This is a genomic window from Pseudomonas marginalis, from assembly GCF_900105325.1.
Lineage (GTDB): Bacteria > Pseudomonadota > Gammaproteobacteria > Pseudomonadales > Pseudomonadaceae > Aquipseudomonas > Aquipseudomonas marginalis.
Genome location: NZ_FNSU01000003.1, coordinates 2,239,000 through 2,261,851 on the forward strand (window position 1 = coordinate 2,239,000; position 22,852 = coordinate 2,261,851).

Sequence of the window (22,852 nt, forward strand, 5' to 3'; positions counted from 1 at the left end):
TTCTTGATCCAAAATTAACGAAGGCGCAGCATGCGCTCGACTTTTGCCACGTCAGACGGATGCAGCAAGCTGCTACCGCGCAGTTGACGCTTACGCTTGGTCGACATTTTGGTCAGGATGTGGCTCTTGAAAGCGTGCTTGTGCTTGATACCGTTAGCAGTTTTCAGAAACCGCTTAGCAGCACCACTTTTAGTCTTCATCTTTGGCATGTTCGGATACTCCGCATTCAGTTGATAAACATAATCAGAAGGCCTGCCGTGCCCTGTTGATTACTTCTTCTTTTTCGGGGCGATGACCATGATCAGCTGGCGTCCTTCCATCTTAGGATGCTGTTCGACCGAACCGTACTCGAGCAGGTCAGCTTCAACCCGCTTGAGGAGTTCCATCCCCAGCTCCTGGTGGGCCATCTCACGGCCGCGGAATCGCAAGGATACCTTGGCCCTGTCCCCATCACTCAGGAAACGTACCAGGTTGCGCAGTTTTACCTGGTAATCCCCTTCCTCCGTCCCTGGACGAAACTTGATTTCTTTTACTTGAATCTGCTTCTGGTTCTTCTTCGCCGCGGCAACCTGCTTCTTCTTTTCGAAGATCGACTTGCCGTAGTCCATCACCCGGCAAACGGGTGGGATTGCATCGGCGGAGATTTCCACCAGGTCCAACTTGGACTCTTCTGCAATACGAAGCGCTTCATCAATCGAGACGATGCCAATCTGCTCGCCGTCAGCGCCAATTAACCGAACCTCGCGTGCCGAGATATTCTCGTTGATCGGGGCTTTCGGTGCAGCTCGTTTATCTTGTCTCATTTCACGCTTAATAATAATTACTCCGAATCTGGGCGACCACGCCGGGAAACCGCTTGCGCGAGGAACTCAGCGAACTGGGCGACGGGCATCGAGCCCAGGTCAGCACCTTCACGAGTACGCACAGCGACAGTCTGCATCTCGACTTCCCGATCTCCGATAACCAAAAGATAGGGAACCTTGAGCAAAGTATGCTCGCGGATTTTAAAGCCGATCTTTTCATTTCTCAAGTCGGACTTGGCACGAAATCCGCTTTCGTTGAGAGTTTTTTCAACTTCAGCAGCAAAATCCGCCTGTTTATCAGTGATATTCATGATCACTGCCTGAGTCGGAGCCAGCCACGCAGGGAACGCACCCTCGTAGTGCTCGATCAGGATACCGACGAACCGTTCGAACGAGCCGAGGATCGCCCGGTGCAGCATAACCGGGTGTTTACGACTGTTATCTTCGGAGACGTATTCGGCTCCCAAACGGATCGGCAGGTTAAAATCGAGCTGCAAGGTACCACATTGCCAGACACGGCCAAGGCAATCTTTCAACGAGAACTCGATCTTCGGCCCGTAGAAGGCCCCCTCACCCGGCTGCAGATCGTACGCAAGGCCCGCACTGTCTAGCGCTGCGGCCAGGGCCGCTTCGGCGCGATCCCACAGTTCGTCGGAACCGACGCGTTTTTCCGGACGAGTGGACAGCTTCATCTCGACTTCGGTAAAGCCGAAATCACGATAAACGTCCATGGTCAGCTTGATGAACGCGGCGGATTCGGCCTGCATCTGCTCTTCGGTACAGAAGATGTGGGCGTCGTCCTGGGTGAAGCCGCGTACCCGCATGATGCCGTGCAACGCACCCGATGGCTCGTTACGGTGGCAGGCACCGAACTCGGCCAGGCGCATCGGCAACTCGCGATAGCTCTTCAGGCCTTGATTGAACACCTGCACGTGGCATGGGCAGTTCATCGGCTTGATGGCGTAGTCGCGGTTTTCCGACTGGGTGGTGAACATATTGTCGGCGTAGTTGGCCCAGTGCCCGGATTTCTCCCACAGGCTGCGATCAACGACCTGTGGGGTCTTGATCTCCAGGTAACCGTTGTCGCGCTGAACCTTGCGCATGTACTGCTCGAGCACTTGGTACAGGGTCCAGCCGTTCGGGTGCCAGAACACCATGCCCGGCGCTTCTTCCTGGAGGTGGAACAGGTTCAGGCGCTTGCCGATCTTGCGGTGGTCGCGTTTTTCGGCCTCCTCAATGCGCTGGATATAGGCGGCCAGCTGCTTCTTGTCAGCCCAGGCAGTGCCGTAGATGCGTTGCAGTTGCTCGTTCTTCGCGTCGCCGCGCCAGTAGGCACCGGACAGCTTGGTCAGCTTGAAGGACTTGAGGAAGCGCGTGTTCGGCACGTGGGGACCACGGCACATATCGACGTATTCTTCGTGGTAGTACAGGCCCATGGCCTGCTCGTCCGGCATGTCTTCCACCAGGCGCAGCTTGTAGTCTTCGCCACGCGCAGTGAACACGTCGATCACTTCGGCGCGCGGAGTGACTTTCTTGATGACGTCGTAATCTTTTTCGATCAGGGCGTGCATGCGCTGTTCGATAGCGGCCAGATCGTCCGGGGTGAAAGGACGCTCGTAGGCGATATCGTAATAAAAGCCTTCGTCGATGACCGGGCCGATCACCATCTTCGCAGTCGGATACAGCTGCTTGACCGCATGGCCAATCAAGTGCGCGCAGGAGTGGCGAATGATCTCCAGCCCCTCTTGATCCTTGGGCGTGATGATTTGCAGGCTGGCATCGGAGGTGATCAGGTCGCTGGCGTCAACCAGCTTGCCATCGACCTTGCCGGCCACGGTGGCCTTGGCCAGGCCAGCACCAATGGATGCGGCGACCTCGGCTACGGAAACCGAATGATCGAATGAACGTTGACTGCCGTCGGGAAGAGTAATAGTTGGCATGGCGCCTCCTCTCCTAGTGGTGACCCCTACCAAAGGTCACGTGGGTTGGGATGAGCCAGTACAAGATCCAACACCAGGCCGTTCAGTGATGAACGCCTGCCTTACAGCGGCAGGAGCCTTTCGGCCAACCGATAATCGAACCACAGTGACTGGAGTGAGCTGAAAAGAAACATGGCAAGGCGGCAAATGGCGCGCCCGGAATTAGCCAGGCCGAAGATGCTAGCACAGATGAACGGTCATCGCGCCGGCAGTATCCGCTGCAAAGACAAATTCCAGCCTTTATAGCTGCAAAAGTGAACTTGAGCTGTACGCCACACCTCAAACCCACTGAGAATCGCCGTTCGTCCTCGAATCAAAGGAGCATCCCATGATGCGTTTTACCTCGACCCTCGCTTTCGCCGCTACCCTGAGCCTCCTTTCCCTCGGCGCGCAGGCTGCCGCTCCATCCAATTGGCCAGCCGGTGCCCGTGACAGTTTCGTCAGCGACTGCAGCGCGGCCGCCAGCCAGAACGTAGACGTCAAGACTGCCAAAGCCCACTGCGAATGTGGCGCCGACAAGATCAACGCCGAATTGAGCACTGCGGAAATCAAAGAGCTCATGACTAACCAGAACGCCAGCCCGGAGCTTAAAAACAAGGCAGTCGCGGCTATTTCGTCCTGCAAAGTCGTGAAGAAAAAGTAAGATCGGGCCTTGATCAGACGGCCGTTTTGGCAGGAAAACAGCCTGAAAACTGCCATTTCGCACAAATTACGCAGCTTTTACGGCTTTTTTTACCAGCTGATATTTCGCGCCGAAGCCCCGTAGATCGGGGCTTTCAGCCGACACAAGTAGCAAACGCAACGCTATTGATTAGCAAACAATGCCTTGGGGGGGCTCCCAAGCCGAACATTTCGACTATGATAGCCCAGTGTGCCCAGTTGGCCTGAGCAGCACAGCACTACTGAAAATATATGTTTCTTGGAGATACACCATGTCTAATCGCCAAACCGGCACCGTTAAATGGTTCAACGATGAAAAAGGCTTCGGCTTCATCACTCCTCAAGGTGGCGGTGACGACCTGTTCGTACACTTCAAAGCTATCGAAAGCGACGGTTTCAAAAGCCTGAAAGAAGGCCAAACCGTTTCCTTCGTGGCTGAGAAAGGCCAAAAGGGTATGCAAGCTGCACAGGTTCGCGGCGAGTAATTCTCCGCTGAGCTAAAAAAACCCCGTCCATGTGACGGGGTTTTTTATGGGCGTTGCAAAAGCCTGGAAACGATCAGCCGCAATTAACGCGTGTGATCACCAGGTTGTCATCGGTGTTCAGGTTCAGCCGGTCGGAGCGGTATTCCAGCGTGATCATATCGTTGGGCTTGAGGATCCGCGCGTTCTGTGCGCCAGCACGGGTACGGGCCTGCTCCAGCAACTGCGGCGAGGCTTTCTGGCCAATGCTGAATTCGGCGGCCTTCGACTCACAGCGGCTATGACCGGCATCGGTCACGGCGGCGTCTTTGGCTGGCTCAGAGGCACCCGGGGTGCTGCAACCCGCCAACGCGAGTGCTGCCAACAAAGTACCGAATGATGCGAGCTTCCAAGGCATGAAGCCTCCTATTGAAAAATGAACAGAGATCGTGCGACAGCGGTCTGGCTGATAGGTTTCAAAACGTAAACCGCCGATAGGTAAGTCTGCCCGACTATCAGCAGGCATTCGCCCGATCAATCGTGACCAAATATGAGCGCAATCAGTAGACGTCGATGTAATCAAACGGCGGCTTCGGCCAGTTCTGCTTCAGCGCATTGAAAATCTGTGTAACCCAGACCTCGTCGCTGGCCGCGACATTGCCGACATAACCGGAACCCTTTGCCCAGGTCTCCAGGCGGAACAGCAGGCCATCGATGTCAGTGCCTCCCACCACCCCAGAAGATATGTAGGCAATTCCGGCCCTGGTTACACGCAACTGGGTATGCTCGTCATCACTGGCACTGGCGATCAGTTGACGCACGGCGGTCAGTGTCAGGTTCTCGGGGTTATTCAAATCGATCTGCACGCGGGGTCCCCCGGCAATTAAACAGGAGGACAGTGTCGCACAGCACCTGCTTCATGCCTAAGTAGCAGTGCCAAACCCCGCGCAAAATGATTAACTGCGCCGGTTAGAGCCGCGTTCCAGCGCATTGCCCAGCATTTCAATCCGTGAGACTTCCATGACCACCGTAACGCTCCAAGCCGACATCAAAGCCAAATGGCCCCAAGGACAAAGTTCCTACAGCCCAGGAAGCCCGGAGGAACTGGCAATCATCGGTATCGACCTGCTGGTCAAGGAACTCGGCACCCAGGCGGCACAGGCGTTCATCGGCCAGGTATTCGAAAAATACCCGGCCGATCACATGGGGGCACCAGACCCCGAGCGCGAATAAGAACCGGCTGGCGAACGTCGACCGGGTTACTTCAAGCGTGCCAGGCGCTCGGTGAGCAGATCGAAGAAGCCCTGGGCGTCGCCGTTCTCAACCCAGAACACATTTTTTGTCTGCTTCAGGCCGTCGTACCAATCAACGATGGTCTGGCCGAAGGTCGGGCCTTCGCGGCTGTCCACCACCATATTGGCCTGACGCCCTGTGAACAAGGACGGCTTGAGCAGATAGGCGATGACAGTGGCATCATGTACCGGGCCGCCCGGGATGCCGTAGTATTCCATATCGCCCTTGACGTATTCATTGAGAATATCGCCGACGACCTTGCTCGCGTTGTTGTTGATGTCGGCGATCTTCTTCAGGCGCGCCTCGCTGGTCAGCACCTTGTGGGTCACGTCCAGCGGCAGGTAGGTCAGCTTGACGCCACTCTTGAGCACAATCTCGGCTGCAATCGGATCGGCGAACAGGTTGAACTCGGCAACCGGGGTGATATTGCCGCCGTTGAAGTGCGCGCCCCCCATCACCACCACTTCCTTGATGCCTTGGGTGATTTCCGGGTCCTGGGTCAAGGCCAGCGCCAGGTTGGTCTGCGGACCGAGCATGGCAATGGTGATGCTGTGAGGCTTGGCCGCACGCAGGGTCTTGATCAGGTAATCAACGGCGTTGCCTTCGGCCAGGCCCTTTTTAGGCTCATGGACGGTGACGCCGGAAATACCTTCTTTGCCATGGATGTTCTCGGCATAGATCGGTGTGCGCAACAGCGGCTTGGGTGCGCCGGCGTACACCGGGATTTCTTCACGCCCGGCCCACTCGCGGGCCAGGCGCGCGTTACGCGAGGTCTTGTCCAGGCGCACGTTGCCGGCGACGGTGGTCAGTGCACGAATGTTCAATTCGTCCGGGGAAGCCATGGCGAAGAGCAAGGCCACCACGTCGTCGGCACCTGGGTCAGTGTCGATGATCAAGTCGATTTTTTCCGCCGCTTGGGCGCTGGCAGCAGTGAGTGCGGACAAAAGCAGGACACTCCGAAACAGGTTTTTCAGGGTTGGCAGACCACGTTGCATAAAACACTCCTTGTCGTTGGGAAACTCTAGAAGGTTACGCCGGAGACCAGCGCGATATTGCAGTAAGGCTGGCACTCGCCGGTACGCACGACAGCGCGCGCGCTACGGCTCAGTTGCTTGAATTGTTCATGGCTGAGCAGACGTCGCTCGCCGAGGGCGGCCTGTTCAGCCAAAGCGTTCAGCTCCGTCAGCGCGGGTGGCTGCTTGAGCAGGATTTCTTCCGCCAGTACGTGGCTTTCCACCTGCATTTCACTGAGCACGATACGCAAGGTGCTGATGAAGTCGGGAATGCCCTGGGTCAGCGCCAGGTCGATCAACTCGACCCCGGGCGGCACTGGCAGGCCGGCGTCGCCGATCACCAGGATGTCACCATGGCCCAGGGATGCGATCAACCGCGACAAGGCGATATTGAGCAGAGGCGTCTTTTTCATAAAAGCACAAAACCTTGAACGTCATGCAGCGTAGGAATGGAGGGTTGCGCACCAGCACGGGTGACTGACAAGGCTGCCGCGACTTGGCCGAAACGGATGGCCTCGGCTTCACTTTTGCCACTGGCCAGTGCTGCGGCAAAACCACCGACAAAGGTATCGCCGGCAGCGGTGGTATCCACCGCCTTGACCTTGGGCGCCACCAGGTGCTCAAAGCCCTGGCCATCGGCAAACAACGCACCTTGGGCACCCAGGGTAATAATGACTTTGCCAGCTCCCGCCTGGATCAACCGTGTCGCCGCGACCTTGGCACTGTCGAGGGAGTCGACTGTCACGCCGCTCAGTGCGCTGGCTTCGCTTTCGTTGGGAATCAGGTAGTCGACCGAGGCGTACCAGTCGGCGGGCAACGGGCCGCTGGCCGGCGCCGGGTTGAGGATCACGGTCTTGCCCAGTTCACGACCGCGCTTGAGGGTGTAGCCCACGGTATCCATCGGCACTTCCAGCTGGCAGATAATCACATCGGCAGCCTGCAGCACCGCATCGGACGCCTGCAGTGAGGCGGGTGTCAGCTCGCCGTTGCTGCCGGCAACGATCACAATCGCGTTCTGGCTGCTGTCGTCCACCACAATCAAGGCCACGCCACTGGAACCGTCCACGGTGCTCACCGCCTGGCAATCGATACCTTCCACCAGCAAGGCGCCACGCAGTTCAGTGCCATAGGCATCGCTACCGACACAGCCGATCATTGCCACATCCGCACCCAGTCGCGCCGAGGCCACGGCCTGGTTGGCGCCCTTGCCGCCAGGCACCGTGGAAAACGTCTGGCCGACCAGGGTCTCACCGGCACGGGGCAGCCGACTCGCGCGGGTGACCAGGTCCATGTTCAAGCTGCCTATTACCACTACTTTTGCTGGCATACATCAGTACTCATCAATTCGGTTCAGCGGTATTGGGCGAACACACCGGCGACGGGCGCCGTCGATTCACGCAACACGATGCTCGGCGTCACGATGCGTTGATCGATCGGCAGTTGGGGGGTTGCAATTCGTCGCAGTAAAAGCTCGGCCGCGGTCTCGCCCAGTTGCAGGATCGACTGCCCGACCGTGGTCAGCGCCGGGTACACGTAGCGGCCCATTTGAATGTCATCGAAACCGATCACCGACAGTTCACCGGGCACGCGGATATTGCGCTCCGCCGCCGCGCGCAACACGCCGAAGCCGATCATGTCGTTGCTGGCAAAAATCGCGCTGGGCGGGTTCTGCGCCAGCAATTGCACGGCAGCAGCATAACCGCCGGTGCTGGTGAAGTCGCTTTCCTGGATGCGATCGGCCACCACCGCCACACCGGCTTCATGGAGCGCACGCTGGTAACCCGCCAGGCGCATTTGCGCGACGCGGGTGTGGGCCGGGCCGCCGATGCAGGCGATGTCCCGATGCCCCAGCTCAAGCAAGTGCCGGGTCGCCAGGTAGGCGCCCTCCTCGTGGTCGATGCGTACCAGGTCGACATCGATGCCATCCAGAGCCCGGTCGACAATCACCATGGGCGTGCGCACGGCGCTCAAGCCTGCGGCGAGGCCGCTGTCATCACCGCCTACCGAAGTCACGATCAAGCCATCGACGCGCTTCTCCAGCAAAACCCGCAAATAGCTGCGTTGTTTTTCCGCGTTGTCGTCGGAGTTGCAGAGAATCACGCAGTAGCCGTTACGCTCACAATAATCCTCGATGCCCCGGGCCAGCTCGGCAAAATACGGGTTGAGGCTGTTGGGCACCAGCAATCCGATGGTGGCCGTGGTCTTGGCCTTGAGCGAACGCGCGACGGCACTGGGCACGTAGTCGAGCTGTTTGATCGCCGCTTCAACCTTGATCCGTACCGGCTCGCTCACCGGGCGCGTCTTGTTCACCACATGGGACACGGTGGTGTAGGAAATACCTGCAATCGCGGCCACATCCTTGATCGTTGCCATGGTTCAGCCTCGCCGACTGGCACGACGGCTGCGATAAGTATCCAGGACCACGGCGATCACGATCACGGCACCGGTGATGATGCGCTTGGTGGGCTCCGTGGCACCGATCTGCGCCAGGCCGGCGGCCAATACCGAAATAATCAACACACCGAAGAAGGTACTGATCACCGAACCACGCCCGCCCATCAGGCTGGTGCCGCCGATCACCACTGCGGCGATCACTTGCAGCTCGAGGCCGGCACCGGCATTCGGGTCTGCCGCTTCCAGGCGCGAAATCTGGAACAGCGCCGCCACACCGGCCAGCAGGCCCATAAGACTGAACACCAGAATCTTGTACGGCTTGGGATTGATCCCGGCCAGGCGTACGGCTTCTTCGTTGGTGCCGATACCGATCAGGTAACGACCGAATACGGTGCGGGTCAATACCAGCTGGGCGGCAATGATCACCAGCAAAGCGATGATAAACGACGGCGAAATGCCGAAGGCGATCGGGTTGGACAGCCAGGCAAACGAATCGCCGATATAGGCCGTACGCGAGCCGGTCATCTGGTACGCGACGCCACGGGCCATTTCCAACACGCCGAGGGACACGATAAACGATGGAATGCGCCAGGCCACCGTGATCGAGCCGGTAATAGTGCCGGCCAACGCGGCGCAGCCCATGCCGAGCAAGGCAGCCGGCAAGACACTCCAGCCCCACCCGAGAATCGCCACGCTGACCGCCGATGCCGCCAACGCCAATACCGAGCCCACCGACAGGTCGATACCGCCGATGATCAGGATGAAGGTCATGCCCACCGCCAGCACCATCAGGTCAGGAATCTGGTTGGCCAGGGTGCTGAACGTGTCATAGGACAGGAAGTGATCACTGAGCACCGAAAACAGCGCGATCATCGCCAGCAATGCACCGGCCAGCCCCAGGTAGGTGCCCAGGCCGTAGAAGTTGCCGCCGGTTTTACCGGGGGAAGTTGTTAGTTTCATGGGGTATCCCTAAGCACTGCGTCGTTGAGCAGCGCATCACGTTTCTGATAGCCGGCAAAGGCGGCGGCGAGCAATTCGTCCTGGGTCCAGCTGTCGCGCTCGAAGGTCTCGATCAAGCGCCCGGCGGACAGCACGCCGATGCGGTCGCAGATCAGCATGAGTTCACGCAGGTCGCTGGACACCACCACCAGCGCCTTGCCCTGGCGAGTCAATTCACCCAGCAAGGCATAAATATCGAACTTGGCACCGACATCAATGCCACGGGTGGGCTCGTCGAACAGCATCACCGAGCAGTCGCGCTCCAGCCAGCGGCCGATCACCACTTTCTGCTGGTTGCCACCGGACAGTTCGGACACCAATTGCGCCGGGCTGGAACTGCGGATCCGCATGGCATCGATTTGGCGCTTGGCCAAGGCAGTTTCATCGCGGCTATTGACCAGGCCGCCAGCGGAAATTTCCGGCATGTTGCCCAGTGCGATATTCGCACTGATCGACTGGGTCAGCAGCAGCCCTTCGCCCTTGCGGTCCTCGGTGATCAGGGCAATGCCATGACCCACGGCATCCACCGGCGAGCGAATATTCACCACCTGGGCCGGCGAACCCAAAGCCACAGTGCCGCTGTCGGCAAGGTCGGCACCGAAGATAAGCCGCATTAACTCTGTACGACCGGCGCCGATCAGGCCGGAGATGCCATATATCTCACCGGCACGCACTTCAAAGGATACGTCGCGGACTTTGTCCGAGCGGGTCAGGCCCTTCACGGTCAGGGCTGGGCCGCCGATGTTGCGCGGCCCCAGGTCGATGTGTTCTCCCAGCTCCCGGCCCACCATCAAGGTGACCAGTTGTTCGCTGTTGTAATTGGCCATCGGCTCGACGCAGACCAGCTTGCCGTCGCGCAATACCGCAATGCGCTGGGCGACACGGGCCAGTTCTTCGAGCCGGTGCGAAATATAAATGATCGCCACGCCCCGGGCCTGCAGGCGGGTGATTTGCTCAAACAGCATCTCGACTTCGCGGGCGGTGAGCATCGCGGTGGGCTCGTCGAGGATCAGCACATGGCAGTCGCCGATCAGGTTGCGGGCGATCTCGACCATCTGTTGATGGCCGATGCCGAGGCTGCCGACCAGGGTGTCCGGGTCGATGGCGTCCAGGCCGACCTGGGCCATGGCCTCGATCGCGGCTTTGCGCAATTGCTTGCGGCTGATCCAGCCACAGTGGCTGGGCAGGTTATCCAGAAACAGGTTTTCGGCCACGGTCAGCGTCGGCAGCAGATTGAGTTCCTGCATGACCATGCGCACGCCCAACGCTTCAGCCTGGGTACGGCTGGCCGGACGGTAATCCTGCCCCTGGAATTGCATGTGCCCGGTGGTCGGGGTGACCAGCCCGCCGACGATCTTCGACAAGGTACTCTTGCCCGCGCCGTTTTCACCGGTCAGCGCCAGTACTTCACCACGGTTAAGCGTGAGGGTAATGTCGGCCAGAACCGGTTGGGCATAGGTCTTACCGATACCGCTGACCGAGAGGACAGCGTTCGGAGCGGAAGATGACATAGGAAAATCTCCAGGCGTCCGCCCAGGACGGGCGGACGCTGTTGGGTGCTGCCAGGATTACTTCTTGAGGACGAGTTCGACCGGGGTTTCGATCATGCCGTCCTTGGCATCGACTTTCTCACCCTTGACCAGCTTGAGGGCGTTCTGGATACCGAACACCGCTTGCTGCGCAGCCGCCTGGTCGGCGGTCGCCAGAACACGACCGTCCTGCAGCATCGGCTTGATGGCGTCGATGTTGTCGTAACCCACCACCAGCACCTTACCGGCCTTGCCTGCAGCACGTACGGCGGAGACTGCGCCCAGGGCCATGTTGTCGTTACCGGCCAGCAGCGCCTTGAGGTCCGGGTGTTCGCTCAGCATGGCCGAGGCCACTTTCTGGCCCTGGTCAATTTCCCAGTTGCCGGATTGGGTGGAAACGATCTTCATACCGGCAGCGTCCATCGCATCCTTGAAGCCCGCGGTGCGCTGCTGGGCGTTGGTGGTGGTCGGTACGCCTTCGATAATGCCGACCTTGTCGCCGGCAGCCAGTTGCTTGGCCAGGTAGTCGCCCACCAGTTTGGCGCCTTTGCGGTTGTCGGGGCCGACGAAGGGAATATCGAGGTTTTTGCTTTTCAGCACGTCCGGGTCCAGGCGGTTATCGATGTTGACGATCTTGATCCCGGCTTTAGAGGCATCCTCCAGCACTTTTACCAGTGCCTTGGAATCAGCAGGCGCGATAACGATGGCATTGACCTTGGCCAGGATCATCTGCTTGACGATACCGATTTGCGCGCTGGTATCGGTTTCGTCCTTGATGCCGTTGGTGATCATGTCGAAATCGGCGGCGTGGTCTTTCTGATACGCCTTGGCACCGTCCTGCATGGTCACGAAAAATTCGTTGGCGAGGGATTTCATCACCAGGCCGACCTTGGGTTTGGCGGCAGCGTCATCAGCGAATGCAGGGGAGAAAGGTAAGGCGGCGGATGCGGCAGCAAGCACAGCGACAGCAAGAAGACGTCCAGCGAATGGCAGCTTCATGGGTTCACTCCGATCTTATGATTATTGTGAGCAACGCGTGCACCGAAGTGTGCTTCGGCGGCCCTCCCACCCGGGTGGCTGATACGAGCTGACAGGAGACTCTAATCAAGGGTCTCATGAAACATCTCGCAAACGTTTGCGTTAGCCAAACTATGAGAACCTTGTCGAGATTTGTCAACGGTAGAACATGGCCTTTCATGCAAGACCTCCAGCCCCGGCTCTCCCGTCCTGCGAAGGCCGCTCTTAAACATCTGCCACGTTCGGTCGTTCTCTGAAACGACAGGTTTTGGCGCGGCACTCAGGATTCTTTCGTCATAACTTTCGGACAACCGAACGCCACACCTCAGGTTGTTCGGAAAGCCGGACATCCAGCAAGCAAAACCTCATCGCTCAATCAATAAAAATTTATATATATCAACAAGTTAATTTATATGCTCGAACATATTCGGCATGGTACAGATCCTGCTCCTACACAGCGCCTGGAGGCATTCAGCAATGCCCAGGTGTTCTAGATGAACCTGCTACAGCACTCATCAAAAACCAGAGAGAAAAATAATGAAATCTGCATTGAAGAACTTTGTTCCGGGGGCGTTGGCCCTTCTGCTGCTATTCCCCGTTGCCGCCCAGGCAAAGGAGGTTGAATCCAAGACCAAACTGTCCAACGTGGTGATCCTCGCCACCGGCGGCACCATTGCCGGCGCCGGCGCCAGCGCCGCCAACAGTGCGACGTACCAGGCTGCCAAAGTCGGTATCGAGCAATTGATCGCCGGTGTTCCTGAGCTTAGCCAGATCGCCAATGTGCGTGGCGAGCAAGTGATGCAAATTGCGTCCGAAAGCATCAACAACGAGAACCTGCTGCAACTAGGTCGCCGCGTCGCCGAACTGGCCGACAGCAAGGACGTGGACGGCATCGTGATCACCCACGGTACCGACACCCTGGAAGAGACCGCCTACTTCTTGAACCTGGTGGAAAAAACCGACAAGCCTATCGTGGTGGTCGGCTCCATGCGCCCAGGCACCGCCATGTCGGCCGACGGCATGCTCAACCTGTACAACGCCGTCGCCGTGGCCGGCAGCAAGGACGCACGCGGCAAAGGCGTACTGGTGACCATGAACGACGAGATCCAATCGGGTCGCGACGTCAGCAAGATGATCAATATCAAGACCGAAGCCTTCAAGAGCCCATGGGGCCCGCTGGGCATGGTCGTTGAAGGCAAGTCCTACTGGTTCCGCCTGCCGGCCAAGCGTCACACCATGGACTCGGAGTTCGACATCAAGAACATCAAGAGCCTGCCCGATGTTGAAATCGCCTACGGCTACGGCAACGTGAGCGACACCGCCTACAAGGCACTGGCCCAGGCTGGCGCCAAAGCCATCATCCACGCCGGCACCGGCAATGGTTCGGTGTCATCCAAAGTGGTTCCTGCGCTGGTGGAATTGCGCAAACAAGGTGTGCAGATCATCCGTTCCTCCCACGTAAATGCCGGGGGCATGGTGCTGCGTAATGCCGAACAGCCGGACGACAAATACGACTGGGTCGCCGCCCTCGACCTGAACCCGCAGAAAGCGCGGATTCTGGCAATGGTCGCCCTGACCAAGACCCAGGACAGCAAAGAACTGCAACGGATGTTCTGGGAATATTGATTCCTGCTGACATCTCTGTAGGGGCGGGTTTACCCGCCTCTACCTCCTGCGTAAATCCCGCAACCAACACCTCCCCGCCTTACATCAACTCGCCTAAATCGCCGTCAGACGAACTTATTGAATTTTAAGCAGTTGCGAAATTGCCTACAGTTAAATACTGTATGCACGTACAGCTTATTAAGGAACACTCCGTGGCAAAGTCCTCTTCCGCAGCCCTAACCCCACCTGATGCCTACGAACGCCTGGCCATTCGTGTGCAAAAGATCATCAACTCCACCAACGCCCAAAAAGCCAAGGCAGCCTTGATCTTCCGCTTGCCGGACGAGCCAGAAGACGAGTGGCAGCGCTTGCTGGAGGAAATCGCGGAGAACGACAACGTCACCCTCGCCTATCGGGATGACGGCGGCGTGCAGATTTTCTGGGTTGTGCCGAAGGAAGATTGATTCAATGAGTGCCCGTTTTATTGCAGTGTGCTGCCTGCTTTTTGCTGTCACTGCCCATGCCCAGGCGCCCCGAACCTTCAGCGAAGCCAAAAAGGTCGCCTGGAAGCTGTACGCGCCACAATCCACCGAGTTCTATTGCGGCTGCAAATACACCGGCAACCGCGTTGACCTGAAAGCCTGCGGCTACATCCCACGCAAAAACGCCAACCGTGCCGCGCGCATCGAGTGGGAGCACATTGTTCCGGCCTGGCAGATCGGACATCAGCGCCAGTGCTGGCAGGACGGCGGACGCAAGAACTGCACCCGCCATGACGACGTATTCAAGCGTGCCGAAGCGGATCTGCACAACCTGGTGCCGAGCATCGGCGAGGTCAATGGAGATCGAAGTAACTTCAGTTTTGGCTGGCTGCCGGTGCAAAGCGGGCAGTACGGTTCGTGCCTGACCCAGGTGGATTTCAAGGCCAAGAAGGTCATGCCGCGCCCGTCCATTCGCGGGATGATCGCACGCACGTATTTCTACATGAGCAAGCAGTACGGCTTGCGCCTGTCGAAACAGGATCGCCAGTTGTACGAAGCCTGGAACAAGACCTATCCGGTACAAGCCTGGGAGCGCCAGCGGAACCAAACGGTGGCGTGCGTGATGGGGCGCGGCAATGAGTTTGTCGGCCCGGTTAACCTGAAAGCCTGCGGTTGAACAGGGGCGGCAATGCCGCCCAATCAGCGGTTACTGCGCGGCCTTGTGCTCGATGATCTCGGACACCGTGTCAGTTTTCTTGGCCCGCGCCATCTTCTCGTTGAGCAGCGTCTGCTTGGCCTCGGCCTCGGCCCTGGTTGCAAATGGCCCCAGCAGCACTTCGTCCTTGCCGTCGACCTTCACGATGTAAAAACTGAACCCGTGTTCGAGCAACCAGGCGGTCAGGTCGGTGATTGCCTGCAGCTTGTGGTCCGGCGGGCCTACTCGCAGGTCCCATTCCTGGGCAGCAATCGCGCCGGTTTGTGGCTGGCTTTCGGTTACGGCAGGCTTGGCCTTGGGGGCATCGACGCTTTTGCCTTCACCGCAACCGGCCAATGCCAACACCGCAATTGCCATCGCTACTTTACGCACTGCCCTGCTCCTTCAACGGATAAAGAGGCGACTTTATCATTCACTGTCTATTCTGGCCGTCATAAACGTTGGCTTAAACAATGCGAATGATGTATCCCAGACCTGTATGATGCCGCCATGGGAATTAATGTCGCCTCTATGCGTCCTAAAAGAGGCAGTCACAGGGACGCGCTTAGCAGTAAGCTACACACATACGACACCTGCCCTGTCTGAACATGTGTCCTTAAAAGTAATCAAGGAGAAGTCCATGCTTATACTCACCCGCAAAGTCGGTGAAAGCATAAACATCGGTGATGACATTACGATCACCATCCTGGGCGTCAGCGGCCAGCAAGTACGAATCGGCATCAACGCACCCAAGGATGTTGCCGTGCATCGCGAGGAGATTTACCAGCGCATCCAGGCCGGTCTGTCCGCTCCGGACAAAAACCAGACGCCTTGAAGCGCCCTCAGTAGCCAGCCCTTTCGTTCACTGTAACGGCTGGCGAAAACCTCTTTGCTCTGCTTTTGTCTCTGTTGCGCGAAGCGCTTTTTGCCGCATGCCCATCCATGCATCAAGATGAAACTATCTTCACGCCTGGAACTTATTACACCCTTTGCAACCGAATCCTCTGACTGATATCCCGCCATCCGTGTGCACTTAGGAGCACGTCGATGCTGCCAGGCAATGCCCAGCCATTTTTCTCCAGATCCTGGATGATCGCCCTGCTGACGGGGCTGGTCTTTGTCGGCTTGGAATATGGCCTGAAGCTTGAAATAGAGGGCGCCGAAGCGCCCCGTTCGCGGCTGGACCTGGTACTCCTGCTGTGTGGCTACCTGTTCATGTTCTGCCTCAAGCCCATCCAGATGGCCGTGCAGCGCAAGTTGTGCCAACGCATCGTGCGCAAAACCGTACGCTGACGCCCACCCCCGATTCGCTTTCAGATCGCTGGTATTTACAGCCTCGCAGCAGGACCTATCCTTGGGTGTGTTTGCACAGTCAGTAGAAGGTGCCGGTACAGATGGACACGCTCACTAAAACCCAAATCGAATCTGAATTGGCAGCCCGCCTGCCCAGCTACACGGTCACCTGTACGCTGCACGCCGACGGCACCCTCTCGGCCGTGCTCAGCGGTCCGGAGACCGACCACTTCGCAATCACCGGAATCGTGCGCGCGCATTATCGCGGTGCCGAAGCGATTGCCCGGCTCGCCAACGAGATTCTCAGGGAGATGGTGCTGTCACGCCAAGGCATGCGCAGTGATCGAATGCAGGCGTCGCCTGATCCAGCCACCCGCGAAACAGGCCGAGTCCGGTAGCCGGCTCGGCCTTGCTGCGTCAGCCCGTCGCGCGCGCCAAGTACAGCAAGCCATCAGCGCTGCGTTGCACCTGCAGCTGTTCATACCCATCGATCGAAGGATGCTCCGTCGCCATGGGCTTGAGGTGCGTCGAGGTCACGACCATCACATCCGCGCCAGCCGCCTCCCCTGCACGGATCCCCACCGTCGCATCCTCAAACACCAGGCAATCCTGCGTCGACACCCCCAGGCGCTGCGCACCGAGCACATAACAGGCAGGGTTCGGCTTGCCGATAGCCACGTCTTCAGCCGTGACCAGCACCGCTGGCGGTGTAATACCTGCCGCTTGCAGTCGACGCAACGCCAGTTCCCTGGGTGCAGAGGTGACCAGCGCCCACTGATCGCCGGGCAAGCGGTTCAGAAACTCGACGGCACCGGCAATCGCAACGACACCTTGCACATCATTGATTTCAGCCTCGGTAATCCACTGCGCTTCAACCTCCGGGTCGACGCCGGGCAAGGCCTGGCGCGTGATGGTGTCGATCGCCCGGGCGCCATGGATGGTGGCCAGGAACGTCGCCACCTCCAGCCCATGGCGTTCAGCCCAGATGCTCCATACCCGCTCGGCGGCGGCAATCGAATTGAGCAGAGTCCCATCCATATCGAACAGAAAGGCGCGGTAAGGGCGGGTAAATACGGCTGAACCTCGGATGGACACTGCGGGGTTTCCTCGTGAGCTGAAACGAATAATCGACGCAATGCAATCTACGGATCACCTGGCGGCTTGTAAACGCCAACGACGCCGGCAATAACACGGCGGCGTCGAGCGCCATGCGGGCGACACCGCCAGCTCAATCGAGGGCGCCATTGAGGACTTCGTAGATGATGCCCGTCGCGATGGCCACCAGTATCAAGTCGGTGCCCGCCTGCTGCCACTCGTACCCATCGTAATGGGGCAAGCGGCCCAACAAACGCCCGTCCAGTTTCTTGGCAATGCCCGGCGGCAGCGGCTTGCCGCGGGCCAGGTTCTTCTGGATGCCAGGCGGCAAGGCGGGCCCCGGGCTCCAGTAGTCGCGATAACCGCCCAACACATTCAGCACGCTGCCACGGTCTACACTGGGGCCGCGACTGCCTGCTGCACCCTTGCCCTTGGGCTTGTCATACCCCTGTCCGCCGTGACCATTGCCTTTATCGTTGCCTTGCCCCTTGCCATTGCCTGGATCAGCCAGGGCCATACCGCCAGCGGCAAACAACACAAGCGAAAGCGCAACAGACACGAATTTCGGGCACTTGATCATGGCGATTATCCAACACAGGAATGTAGCTGAACTGTAGTCGAGGTTATCGCACCCGTGGGAAGTCAACTCACCTGACCGCCCACTTCCAGCACATCCACCGGGGTATTCCACGCCGTCGACACCGCGGTGCGCAGCCCATCGACCAGGCCCGCTCCCAGCTGGTTCGGCACGTGGATAAAACCACTGCGTACACCGGTGCCCGCGAGTTCGTGCTGCAAGCGGTAGAACACCTGGTTGCACACGAATGTGCCCGCCGTCTGCGATACCGACACCGCAATCCCTGCCTCGCGCACCGCCCTGGCCATGGCCTTGATCGGCAGCGTCGAAAAGTACGCCGCCGGGCCGCCGACCACCACCGCCGTGTCGATGGGCTGCTCCCCCAGATTATCGGGGATGCGTGCATCGTTGACGTTGATCGCCACCCGCTCGATGGATATTTCGCTGCGCCCGGGGGCCAACCCAGTGGCGATGACCATCGCCGGACGCAGTTCACTGATCAGTTGGAGCAGGCATTCACCCGCCGTGGCAAACGCACAGGGCAATCGGCGCGCAACAATGCGCACATCATCGTCGAGTTGCACGCCATCCAACTGGCGCACCGCTTCCCAGGAAGGATTCACCAGGTCTTGATCAAAGGGCTCGAACCCCGTCAGCAATACAGTTCGCATCGTCGCCTCACATCAACACATAAAGCAGGACAATATTGACCACCAGCATCATCAACGCGGTCGGCAGTTGCGCCTTGATCACCGCGTTCTTGTCCGGCAACTCCAGCAACGCCGCCGGCACGATATTGAAGTTGGCCGCCATCGGCGTCATCAGCGTACCGCAGTAGCCGGAGAACATACCGATGGCGGCCATCACCGCCGGGTTACCGCCGTAGATACCCACCAGCACCGGCACGCCGACGCCCCCGGTCATCACCGGGAACGCCGCGAAGCCATTGCCCATGATCACCGTAAACAGCGCCATGCCCAACACGTACACCATGACCGCCACCAACTTGAAATCCAGGTTGATGTAGGTGGTGGTGACATGGGCGACAGCCGTGCCGACACCGGCTTCATTGAACAGCAGGCCAAGCATCGCCAGCATCTGCGGCAGCACCATGGCCCAGCCCAGGGCCTCGGTGAGTCGCCGGGATTCGCGCAAGGCTTGCACCGGGGTATCACGGGTCAGCCAGCACGCCAGGCCGAGGGCGATCAGGCAGCCGATGCCGAGGGACACGAAGGTGGTGTTTTTCGGATCCAGCAGCGGTACCCCGCCAATCTGGGTGTGCTTGAGCAAGACCGAACCGATCACGGTGGTCAGGGGGATCGCCAGCGCCGGGATAAACAGCTTGTGCCCGAGGCGGCCGGCACTGGCGCGCGAAGCCTTGTCATGCAACTCAGCATGGGTGCCACGGCCGACGCCGCCCAGGCCGGCGATCAGCGCCATCACCACCACTCCCGCACCGACCACCACCGAGGGCAGGCGCTCCCCCACCAGGAACGGGATGGCGAACAGCAGCCAGAACAGTGCGCTGGACCAGCGCTTGGGATGGGTTCGATCCAACAGGATCATGCCGGCGGTGATCAGCAGCAGGACCCCGGCGAGCCAGTACAGGTATTGGATAGAGATGATCATAGCGCGGCCTCCACAGGGGTCGCGGCGGTCGTCATCTCGCGGGTCAGTCTTCGGTCAAACCGATGAAGTCGGAGCGCGTGAATGATAAAGGCGCAAATCGCCGTAGGAATACCCCACACCGCAATGTGCAGCGGCTCCACATCAATCCCCGAACCGAGCAGGAAGGTATGCATCAACGCAATCGCACCAAAGGCGACGAAGATGTCCTCACCAAAAAACAGGCCGACGTTATCGGTGGCGGCGCACATGGCCAACACCTTGTGACGCAGTTTGTCCGGCAGTTTGCCGTAGCGCTTTTCCGCCGCGCCTTCGGCCATCGGGGCCAGTAGCGGGCGCACCATCTGCGGGTGTCCGCCGAGGCTGGTCAAGCCCATGGCTGCAGTGGATTCGCGTACAAACAGATAGATGATCAGCAGGCGTCCGACCGTGGCGCGCTCAAACCGCGCAATCCAGTTCTGCGCGTGCAGGCGCAAGCCGTGGCGCTCCAGCAAACCGATGACGGCGAGGGGCAACAACAGGATCAATTGCAGGGCGCGAGTCTGTAGGAAACCATCCCCCATAGTGGCGAGGATTTTCTCCAGCGGGAAGTGGGCAGCGAGCCCGGTGGCGATAGCTGCGGCGGTGACCACCAACAGCGGATTGAAACGCAAAACAAAGCCAACCACGATCACAAGTACGCCGATCAACGGCCATAAGTTCACAACAGTTTGCATGGCGGAGAGGTCCTTAAGTGCGCGCTGCGGCGCCATTACAGCAGGATGTGAACAAAGGGTTCACAGCAGGAAGTGGCGTGCAGTCGGCTCGGTTTTTTTATTGTTGGCCCGTCAGGGCGAGCGTCAGTGGCGGCAACTGTGCTGCCTGGGAGCGGGAGGTGTCCAACAAGAAAAATTGTTGCTGCAAACCAATAAATTTTGTGGGTAATTGAGTAGTCCACAAGTAACAAGACGTGGACAAACCATGAAGGATTCGCTCATCTTAACGCCGCCCGTTTATCGTGCGCGGCGCATCAGGCAGTTGGTCGGCCTTCTTCATCAAACCGTTCACTGAAAAAGGGCAGCACCGGTGAGCTCAGCCACTCCAGATTCCGCCGCGCAAAACCGCCTCAGCCTACAAACCAGTCTGATCGCCCTGGTGGTCGCCGTGACCTTCTTCATGGAGAACCTCGACGCCACGGTTATCGCCACCGCGCTGCCAACCATGGCATCGGCCTTTGGCGTGACACCGGTCGACATGAACATCGGCATCACTGCCTATATCCTCGCCGTGGCGATCTTCATACCGCTGTCCAGCTGGGTCGCCGACCGCTTTGGTGCGCGCCGGGTATTCGCTGGCGCAATCACCCTGTTCACCCTCGCTTCGCTGCTCTGCGGGCTCAGCCAAAGTATCGAGATGTTCGTGTTCGCCCGCGTCCTGCAGGGCATCGGCGGCGCATTGATGGTGCCCGTGGGGCGCCTGGCCGTGCTGCGTAATACGGATAAGAAAGACTTGGTGAAAATGATCGCGATCATTACCTGGCCCGGCCTGGTCGCGCCGATTCTGGGGCCGCTGGTCGGCGGCTTGATCGTGACGCATGCATCGTGGCCATGGATCTTCTACGTGAATCTGCCGCTGGGTGCGCTGGCATTGGCCGCCGCACTATGGCTTGTACCGGAAGACCGTGAAGCCAGCGTGCGCCAGTTCGATGCCAAGGGTTTTGTACTGCTGGCAGGCGCCTGTGTGGCCCTGCTGGGCGGGCTGGAATGGCTGGGTAACCAGACCGGTGAACGCCTTATTCCAGGCGCCGTGCTGGTCGCGGCAGGCATCGCGCTGGCAGTGTGGGCCGTGCACCATTGCCGCCATGCCAGCGACCCGTTATTGCCGCTCGAGACCCTGTCCATCGATACATTTCGTGTGAGCATCTATGGCGGCTCGCTGTTTCGCCTGGCCATCAGCGCCCTGCCGTTCCTGCTGCCGCTGCTGTTTCAAGTCGCCTTTGGCTTGTCCCCGGTGGACGCAGGCTTGCTGGTGCTGGCGGTATTCGCTGGCAATCTGGCGATGAAGCCGTTCACCACGGCCATCATGCGCCGCTATGGGTTTCGCCGGGTCTTGCTGGTGAACGGGATAATCGGCGTGGTGTCGATAGCCGCTTGCGCGCTTTTCACGGTGCAGACCCCATTTGTGCTGATCGCGGCCGTGTTATTTGTGGGAGGGTTGTCCCGCTCGATGCAGTTCACCTGCTACAACTCGATCGGCTTCGCGGATGTGCCCAAACCGCGCATGAGTGAGGCCTCGGCACTGTTCAGCATGTCATTCCAGCTGGCCATGGGGATGGGCGTAACGGTGGCGGCGCTGCTGCTACGAGCATCCATGACCCTGCAGGGGCATGAGATGCAGGCACAGGTCGGGGATTTTCGCGTGGCGTTCGTCGGCGTGGCGCTGCTGGGAGCGTGGGCGCTGGTGGATGTGTATCGCTTGACGGTGGGAGCGGGAGAAAGTGTGTTGAATCGACAGTGAAGGCTGCGACTCAACACACTGTTGCCAGTATCAGGCGGTGGTACTAACCATCGAACCCGACGTGCTGTTGCCCTCATCGGTGACTGCCTGCAACAGTGCGGAAGTCACTGTCTGCAACGCCGCCGCAGTGCCGGCGATCTGCATCTGCGCCGCCGCTACTGCCGCCGCTTTGGCTTCTGCACTCTGGTTGCTGGACTGAGCTTTCTGCAAGGCTTGCTGCTGCGCTTGAAGCTGCTTTTGCAACTGCTCGATCTGCTTCTTCAACTCTTTGACGGTATCGGACTCCTTCGAGAGCGAGGAGGCTTGGCCACCGCCACCGCCACTTACACCTGCCGCACCATTGGAATCAGCGTGCATGTTGACGGTCGTGCCGCCTGCGCTGCTTGTGCTTTCCTTGGTCGCGGCAGCCGTCGAGCTGACAGTGCTTGGAGTGCTTGCTACGGAGGCGGTAGTGCTGATGTTGATAAGCATGCCAAGTGTCCGAGAGTAAGAGATTTGCGATCTCTATCGGCCTGGGTGTCGATTACTTTAGGCGGGGGGTGGGAAGATTTTCGGGTAGTAATAAATCGCATGAACAAAAAAGGGCCCACCTTTCGGTGAGCCCTTCTAGACCGCCCAGCAGAGCGGATTTTGTTTGGTAGGCGCGATTGGACTCGAACCAACGACCCCCACCATGTCAAGGTGGTGCTCTAACCAACTGAGCTACGTGCCTGCTGTGAGGCGGCATTCTACGGAATTCCGGAGGGGTGTCAACATCTTTTTTGCAGCTAACCCTATGAATATGCGAATTATTTATTTGCAGCCGGCGCACCGCACTTTTTGGGGTGGCTGGCAGG

At 59.0% G+C, this 22,852-nt stretch carries 29 protein-coding genes and 1 tRNA gene; 10 read left to right on the forward strand and 20 right to left on the reverse strand.

What is annotated here, in order from left to right; translation table 11 throughout:
- Positions 1–14: 14 nt before the first annotated feature.
- The 3 genes from rpmI to thrS are packed head-to-tail and all read right to left on the reverse strand — an operon-like array spanning position 15 to position 2,743.
- Positions 15–209, reverse strand: coding sequence for a 50S ribosomal protein L35 (gene rpmI, locus BLW22_RS19435; RefSeq protein ID WP_002553160.1), 195 nt, complete (start codon positions 207–209; stop codon positions 15–17).
- A gap of 60 nt (positions 210–269) precedes the next feature.
- Positions 270–821 (reverse strand): translation initiation factor IF-3, encoded by a 552-nt coding sequence (infC, locus tag BLW22_RS19440; RefSeq protein ID WP_015884933.1) that lies wholly within the window; start codon positions 819–821, stop codon positions 270–272.
- Complete coding sequence (gene thrS / locus BLW22_RS19445; RefSeq protein ID WP_048719014.1) at positions 821–2,743, reverse strand: threonine--tRNA ligase; 1,923 nt, start codon at positions 2,741–2,743, stop codon at positions 821–823. Before thrS ends, infC begins: the two co-directional genes overlap by 1 nt.
- A gap of 367 nt (positions 2,744–3,110) precedes the next feature.
- Here thrS and BLW22_RS19450 point away from each other — a divergent pair, with 367 nt between their 5' ends.
- Together BLW22_RS19450 and BLW22_RS19455 are read left to right on the forward strand one after the other, a co-directional pair.
- Positions 3,111–3,425 (forward strand): hypothetical protein, encoded by a 315-nt coding sequence (locus BLW22_RS19450; RefSeq protein WP_027604109.1) that lies wholly within the window; start codon positions 3,111–3,113, stop codon positions 3,423–3,425.
- 289 nt (positions 3,426–3,714) lie between these two features.
- Positions 3,715–3,927 (forward strand): cold-shock protein, encoded by a 213-nt coding sequence (locus BLW22_RS19455; protein WP_003234260.1) that lies wholly within the window; start codon positions 3,715–3,717, stop codon positions 3,925–3,927.
- A gap of 73 nt (positions 3,928–4,000) precedes the next feature.
- Here the strand turns inward: BLW22_RS19455 and BLW22_RS19460 are convergent, their stop codons facing one another.
- Entirely contained in the window at positions 4,001–4,321 is a 321-nt protein-coding gene (locus tag BLW22_RS19460; RefSeq protein ID WP_027604108.1) for an I78 family peptidase inhibitor, read from the reverse strand.
- Positions 4,322–4,463: 142 nt separating this feature from the next.
- The gene (locus BLW22_RS19465) at positions 4,464–4,769 is read right to left on the reverse strand and encodes a hypothetical protein (protein ID WP_074847312.1); all 306 of its coding nucleotides are present in this window, start codon (positions 4,767–4,769) and stop codon (positions 4,464–4,466) included.
- 154 nt (positions 4,770–4,923) lie between these two features.
- Here BLW22_RS19465 and BLW22_RS19470 point away from each other — a divergent pair, with 154 nt between their 5' ends.
- Positions 4,924–5,136 carry a hypothetical protein gene (locus BLW22_RS19470; protein ID WP_027604106.1) on the forward strand — a complete coding sequence of 71 codons (213 nt, stop codon included), beginning with the start codon at positions 4,924–4,926 and terminating at the stop codon, positions 5,134–5,136.
- A 26-nt stretch (positions 5,137–5,162) separates the two neighbouring features.
- Here the strand turns inward: BLW22_RS19470 and BLW22_RS19475 are convergent, their stop codons facing one another.
- The 7 genes from BLW22_RS19475 to BLW22_RS19505 are packed head-to-tail and all read right to left on the reverse strand — an operon-like array spanning position 5,163 to position 12,130.
- The gene (locus tag BLW22_RS19475; RefSeq protein WP_074847313.1) at positions 5,163–6,191 is read right to left on the reverse strand and encodes a nucleoside hydrolase; all 1,029 of its coding nucleotides are present in this window, start codon (positions 6,189–6,191) and stop codon (positions 5,163–5,165) included.
- A gap of 26 nt (positions 6,192–6,217) precedes the next feature.
- Positions 6,218–6,622, reverse strand: coding sequence for a D-ribose pyranase (rbsD, locus tag BLW22_RS19480; RefSeq protein WP_065927260.1), 405 nt, complete (start codon positions 6,620–6,622; stop codon positions 6,218–6,220).
- Positions 6,619–7,536 (reverse strand): ribokinase, encoded by a 918-nt coding sequence (rbsK, locus tag BLW22_RS19485; RefSeq protein WP_065927259.1) that lies wholly within the window; start codon positions 7,534–7,536, stop codon positions 6,619–6,621. Before rbsK ends, rbsD begins: the two co-directional genes overlap by 4 nt.
- 23 nt (positions 7,537–7,559) lie before the next feature.
- Positions 7,560–8,582, reverse strand: a complete 1,023-nt coding sequence (locus BLW22_RS19490) for a LacI family DNA-binding transcriptional regulator (RefSeq protein WP_065927258.1) — start codon at positions 8,580–8,582, stop codon at positions 7,560–7,562.
- Positions 8,583–8,585: 3 nt separating this feature from the next.
- On the reverse strand, positions 8,586–9,563 hold the full coding sequence (locus BLW22_RS19495; RefSeq protein ID WP_065927257.1) for an ABC transporter permease: 978 nt from the start codon (positions 9,561–9,563) through the stop codon (positions 8,586–8,588).
- Positions 9,560–11,113: a sugar ABC transporter ATP-binding protein gene (locus BLW22_RS19500; RefSeq protein WP_074847314.1), complete on the reverse strand. Its 1,554-nt coding sequence runs from the start codon at positions 11,111–11,113 to the stop codon at positions 9,560–9,562. The genes BLW22_RS19495 and BLW22_RS19500 overlap by 4 nt, the downstream gene beginning before the upstream one ends.
- A gap of 57 nt (positions 11,114–11,170) precedes the next feature.
- Positions 11,171–12,130 (reverse strand): sugar ABC transporter substrate-binding protein, encoded by a 960-nt coding sequence (locus BLW22_RS19505; RefSeq protein WP_027604099.1) that lies wholly within the window; start codon positions 12,128–12,130, stop codon positions 11,171–11,173.
- A 555-nt stretch (positions 12,131–12,685) separates the two neighbouring features.
- On the opposite strand from BLW22_RS19505, the gene BLW22_RS19510 reads away from it, so the two are divergent.
- The 3 genes from BLW22_RS19510 to BLW22_RS19520 all read left to right on the forward strand — a co-directional run bounded on the left by BLW22_RS19510 (position 12,686) and on the right by BLW22_RS19520 (position 14,911).
- Positions 12,686–13,774: an asparaginase gene (locus BLW22_RS19510; protein ID WP_010209102.1), complete on the forward strand. Its 1,089-nt coding sequence runs from the start codon at positions 12,686–12,688 to the stop codon at positions 13,772–13,774.
- A gap of 191 nt (positions 13,775–13,965) precedes the next feature.
- Positions 13,966–14,217 (forward strand): DUF1654 domain-containing protein, encoded by a 252-nt coding sequence (locus BLW22_RS19515; protein WP_174562738.1) that lies wholly within the window; start codon positions 13,966–13,968, stop codon positions 14,215–14,217.
- A 4-nt stretch (positions 14,218–14,221) separates the two neighbouring features.
- Positions 14,222–14,911, forward strand: coding sequence for an endonuclease (locus tag BLW22_RS19520; RefSeq protein WP_027604097.1), 690 nt, complete (start codon positions 14,222–14,224; stop codon positions 14,909–14,911).
- Positions 14,912–14,941: 30 nt separating this feature from the next.
- Here BLW22_RS19520 and BLW22_RS19525 read toward each other — a convergent pair whose 3' ends face one another.
- Positions 14,942–15,307: a penicillin-binding protein activator LpoB gene (locus BLW22_RS19525; protein WP_065927254.1), complete on the reverse strand. Its 366-nt coding sequence runs from the start codon at positions 15,305–15,307 to the stop codon at positions 14,942–14,944.
- A gap of 262 nt (positions 15,308–15,569) precedes the next feature.
- Here BLW22_RS19525 and csrA point away from each other — a divergent pair, with 262 nt between their 5' ends.
- The 3 genes from csrA to BLW22_RS19540 all read left to right on the forward strand — a co-directional run bounded on the left by csrA (position 15,570) and on the right by BLW22_RS19540 (position 16,620).
- Positions 15,570–15,764, forward strand: a complete 195-nt coding sequence (gene csrA, locus BLW22_RS19530; RefSeq protein ID WP_027604095.1) for a carbon storage regulator CsrA — start codon at positions 15,570–15,572, stop codon at positions 15,762–15,764.
- Positions 15,765–15,976: 212 nt separating this feature from the next.
- The gene (locus BLW22_RS19535) at positions 15,977–16,222 is read left to right on the forward strand and encodes a hypothetical protein (RefSeq protein ID WP_027604094.1); all 246 of its coding nucleotides are present in this window, start codon (positions 15,977–15,979) and stop codon (positions 16,220–16,222) included.
- Positions 16,223–16,323: 101 nt separating this feature from the next.
- On the forward strand, positions 16,324–16,620 hold the full coding sequence (locus tag BLW22_RS19540; protein WP_027604093.1) for a hypothetical protein: 297 nt from the start codon (positions 16,324–16,326) through the stop codon (positions 16,618–16,620).
- A gap of 19 nt (positions 16,621–16,639) precedes the next feature.
- On the opposite strand, the gene BLW22_RS19545 is transcribed toward BLW22_RS19540, so the two are convergent.
- The 5 genes from BLW22_RS19545 to BLW22_RS19565 form a co-directional block, all read right to left on the reverse strand.
- Positions 16,640–17,317, reverse strand: coding sequence for an HAD-IA family hydrolase (locus BLW22_RS19545; RefSeq protein WP_065948013.1), 678 nt, complete (start codon positions 17,315–17,317; stop codon positions 16,640–16,642).
- Positions 17,318–17,450: 133 nt separating this feature from the next.
- A complete protein-coding gene (locus BLW22_RS19550; RefSeq protein ID WP_074847315.1) occupies positions 17,451–17,897 on the reverse strand; it encodes an anti-virulence regulator CigR family protein in 447 nt (148 codons plus the stop codon).
- Between the two features lie 62 nt (positions 17,898–17,959).
- Entirely contained in the window at positions 17,960–18,565 is a 606-nt protein-coding gene (gene pcp / locus BLW22_RS19555; protein WP_065927251.1) for a pyroglutamyl-peptidase I, read from the reverse strand.
- A gap of 7 nt (positions 18,566–18,572) precedes the next feature.
- Positions 18,573–19,523, reverse strand: coding sequence for a DUF979 domain-containing protein (locus tag BLW22_RS19560; RefSeq protein WP_065948012.1), 951 nt, complete (start codon positions 19,521–19,523; stop codon positions 18,573–18,575).
- On the reverse strand, positions 19,520–20,236 hold the full coding sequence (locus BLW22_RS19565) for a DUF969 domain-containing protein (protein ID WP_065927249.1): 717 nt from the start codon (positions 20,234–20,236) through the stop codon (positions 19,520–19,522). Before BLW22_RS19565 ends, BLW22_RS19560 begins: the two co-directional genes overlap by 4 nt.
- A gap of 349 nt (positions 20,237–20,585) precedes the next feature.
- Here BLW22_RS19565 and BLW22_RS19570 point away from each other — a divergent pair, with 349 nt between their 5' ends.
- Entirely contained in the window at positions 20,586–22,016 is a 1,431-nt protein-coding gene (locus tag BLW22_RS19570; protein WP_074847316.1) for a DHA2 family efflux MFS transporter permease subunit, read from the forward strand.
- A 30-nt stretch (positions 22,017–22,046) separates the two neighbouring features.
- Here BLW22_RS19570 and BLW22_RS19575 read toward each other — a convergent pair whose 3' ends face one another.
- Together BLW22_RS19575 and BLW22_RS19580 are read right to left on the reverse strand one after the other, a co-directional pair.
- On the reverse strand, positions 22,047–22,487 hold the full coding sequence (locus BLW22_RS19575; RefSeq protein ID WP_065948011.1) for a hypothetical protein: 441 nt from the start codon (positions 22,485–22,487) through the stop codon (positions 22,047–22,049).
- A gap of 164 nt (positions 22,488–22,651) precedes the next feature.
- Positions 22,652–22,728, reverse strand: a tRNA-Val gene (locus BLW22_RS19580).
- Positions 22,729–22,852: the final 124 nt, after the last annotated feature.

Bases quoted from the DNA above. Each gene is read 5' to 3' on its own strand.
- rpmI (WP_002553160.1), bottom strand. From the start codon at position 209: ATGCCAAAGATGAAGACTAAAAGTGGTGCTGCTAAGCGGTTTCTGAAA.
- thrS (WP_048719014.1), bottom strand. From the start codon at position 2,743: ATGCCAACTATTACTCTTCCCGACGGCAGTCAACGTTCATTCGATCAT.
- BLW22_RS19450 (WP_027604109.1), top strand. From the start codon at position 3,111: ATGATGCGTTTTACCTCGACCCTCGCTTTCGCCGCTACCCTGAGCCTC.
- BLW22_RS19455 (WP_003234260.1), top strand. From the start codon at position 3,715: ATGTCTAATCGCCAAACCGGCACCGTTAAATGGTTCAACGATGAAAAA.
- BLW22_RS19460 (WP_027604108.1), bottom strand. From the start codon at position 4,321: ATGCCTTGGAAGCTCGCATCATTCGGTACTTTGTTGGCAGCACTCGCG.
- BLW22_RS19470 (WP_027604106.1), top strand. From the start codon at position 4,924: ATGACCACCGTAACGCTCCAAGCCGACATCAAAGCCAAATGGCCCCAA.
- BLW22_RS19475 (WP_074847313.1), bottom strand. From the start codon at position 6,191: ATGCAACGTGGTCTGCCAACCCTGAAAAACCTGTTTCGGAGTGTCCTG.
- rbsD (WP_065927260.1), bottom strand. From the start codon at position 6,622: ATGAAAAAGACGCCTCTGCTCAATATCGCCTTGTCGCGGTTGATCGCA.
- rbsK (WP_065927259.1), bottom strand. From the start codon at position 7,536: ATGCCAGCAAAAGTAGTGGTAATAGGCAGCTTGAACATGGACCTGGTC.
- BLW22_RS19490 (WP_065927258.1), bottom strand. From the start codon at position 8,582: ATGGCAACGATCAAGGATGTGGCCGCGATTGCAGGTATTTCCTACACC.
- BLW22_RS19495 (WP_065927257.1), bottom strand. From the start codon at position 9,563: ATGAAACTAACAACTTCCCCCGGTAAAACCGGCGGCAACTTCTACGGC.
- BLW22_RS19500 (WP_074847314.1), bottom strand. From the start codon at position 11,113: ATGTCATCTTCCGCTCCGAACGCTGTCCTCTCGGTCAGCGGTATCGGT.
- BLW22_RS19505 (WP_027604099.1), bottom strand. From the start codon at position 12,130: ATGAAGCTGCCATTCGCTGGACGTCTTCTTGCTGTCGCTGTGCTTGCT.
- BLW22_RS19510 (WP_010209102.1), top strand. From the start codon at position 12,686: ATGAAATCTGCATTGAAGAACTTTGTTCCGGGGGCGTTGGCCCTTCTG.
- BLW22_RS19520 (WP_027604097.1), top strand. From the start codon at position 14,222: ATGAGTGCCCGTTTTATTGCAGTGTGCTGCCTGCTTTTTGCTGTCACT.
- BLW22_RS19525 (WP_065927254.1), bottom strand. From the start codon at position 15,307: ATGGCAATTGCGGTGTTGGCATTGGCCGGTTGCGGTGAAGGCAAAAGC.
- csrA (WP_027604095.1), top strand. From the start codon at position 15,570: ATGCTTATACTCACCCGCAAAGTCGGTGAAAGCATAAACATCGGTGAT.
- BLW22_RS19535 (WP_027604094.1), top strand. From the start codon at position 15,977: ATGCTGCCAGGCAATGCCCAGCCATTTTTCTCCAGATCCTGGATGATC.
- BLW22_RS19540 (WP_027604093.1), top strand. From the start codon at position 16,324: ATGGACACGCTCACTAAAACCCAAATCGAATCTGAATTGGCAGCCCGC.
- BLW22_RS19550 (WP_074847315.1), bottom strand. From the start codon at position 17,897: ATGATCAAGTGCCCGAAATTCGTGTCTGTTGCGCTTTCGCTTGTGTTG.
- pcp (WP_065927251.1), bottom strand. From the start codon at position 18,565: ATGCGAACTGTATTGCTGACGGGGTTCGAGCCCTTTGATCAAGACCTG.
- BLW22_RS19560 (WP_065948012.1), bottom strand. From the start codon at position 19,523: ATGATCATCTCTATCCAATACCTGTACTGGCTCGCCGGGGTCCTGCTG.
- BLW22_RS19565 (WP_065927249.1), bottom strand. From the start codon at position 20,236: ATGCAAACTGTTGTGAACTTATGGCCGTTGATCGGCGTACTTGTGATC.
- BLW22_RS19575 (WP_065948011.1), bottom strand. From the start codon at position 22,487: ATGCTTATCAACATCAGCACTACCGCCTCCGTAGCAAGCACTCCAAGC.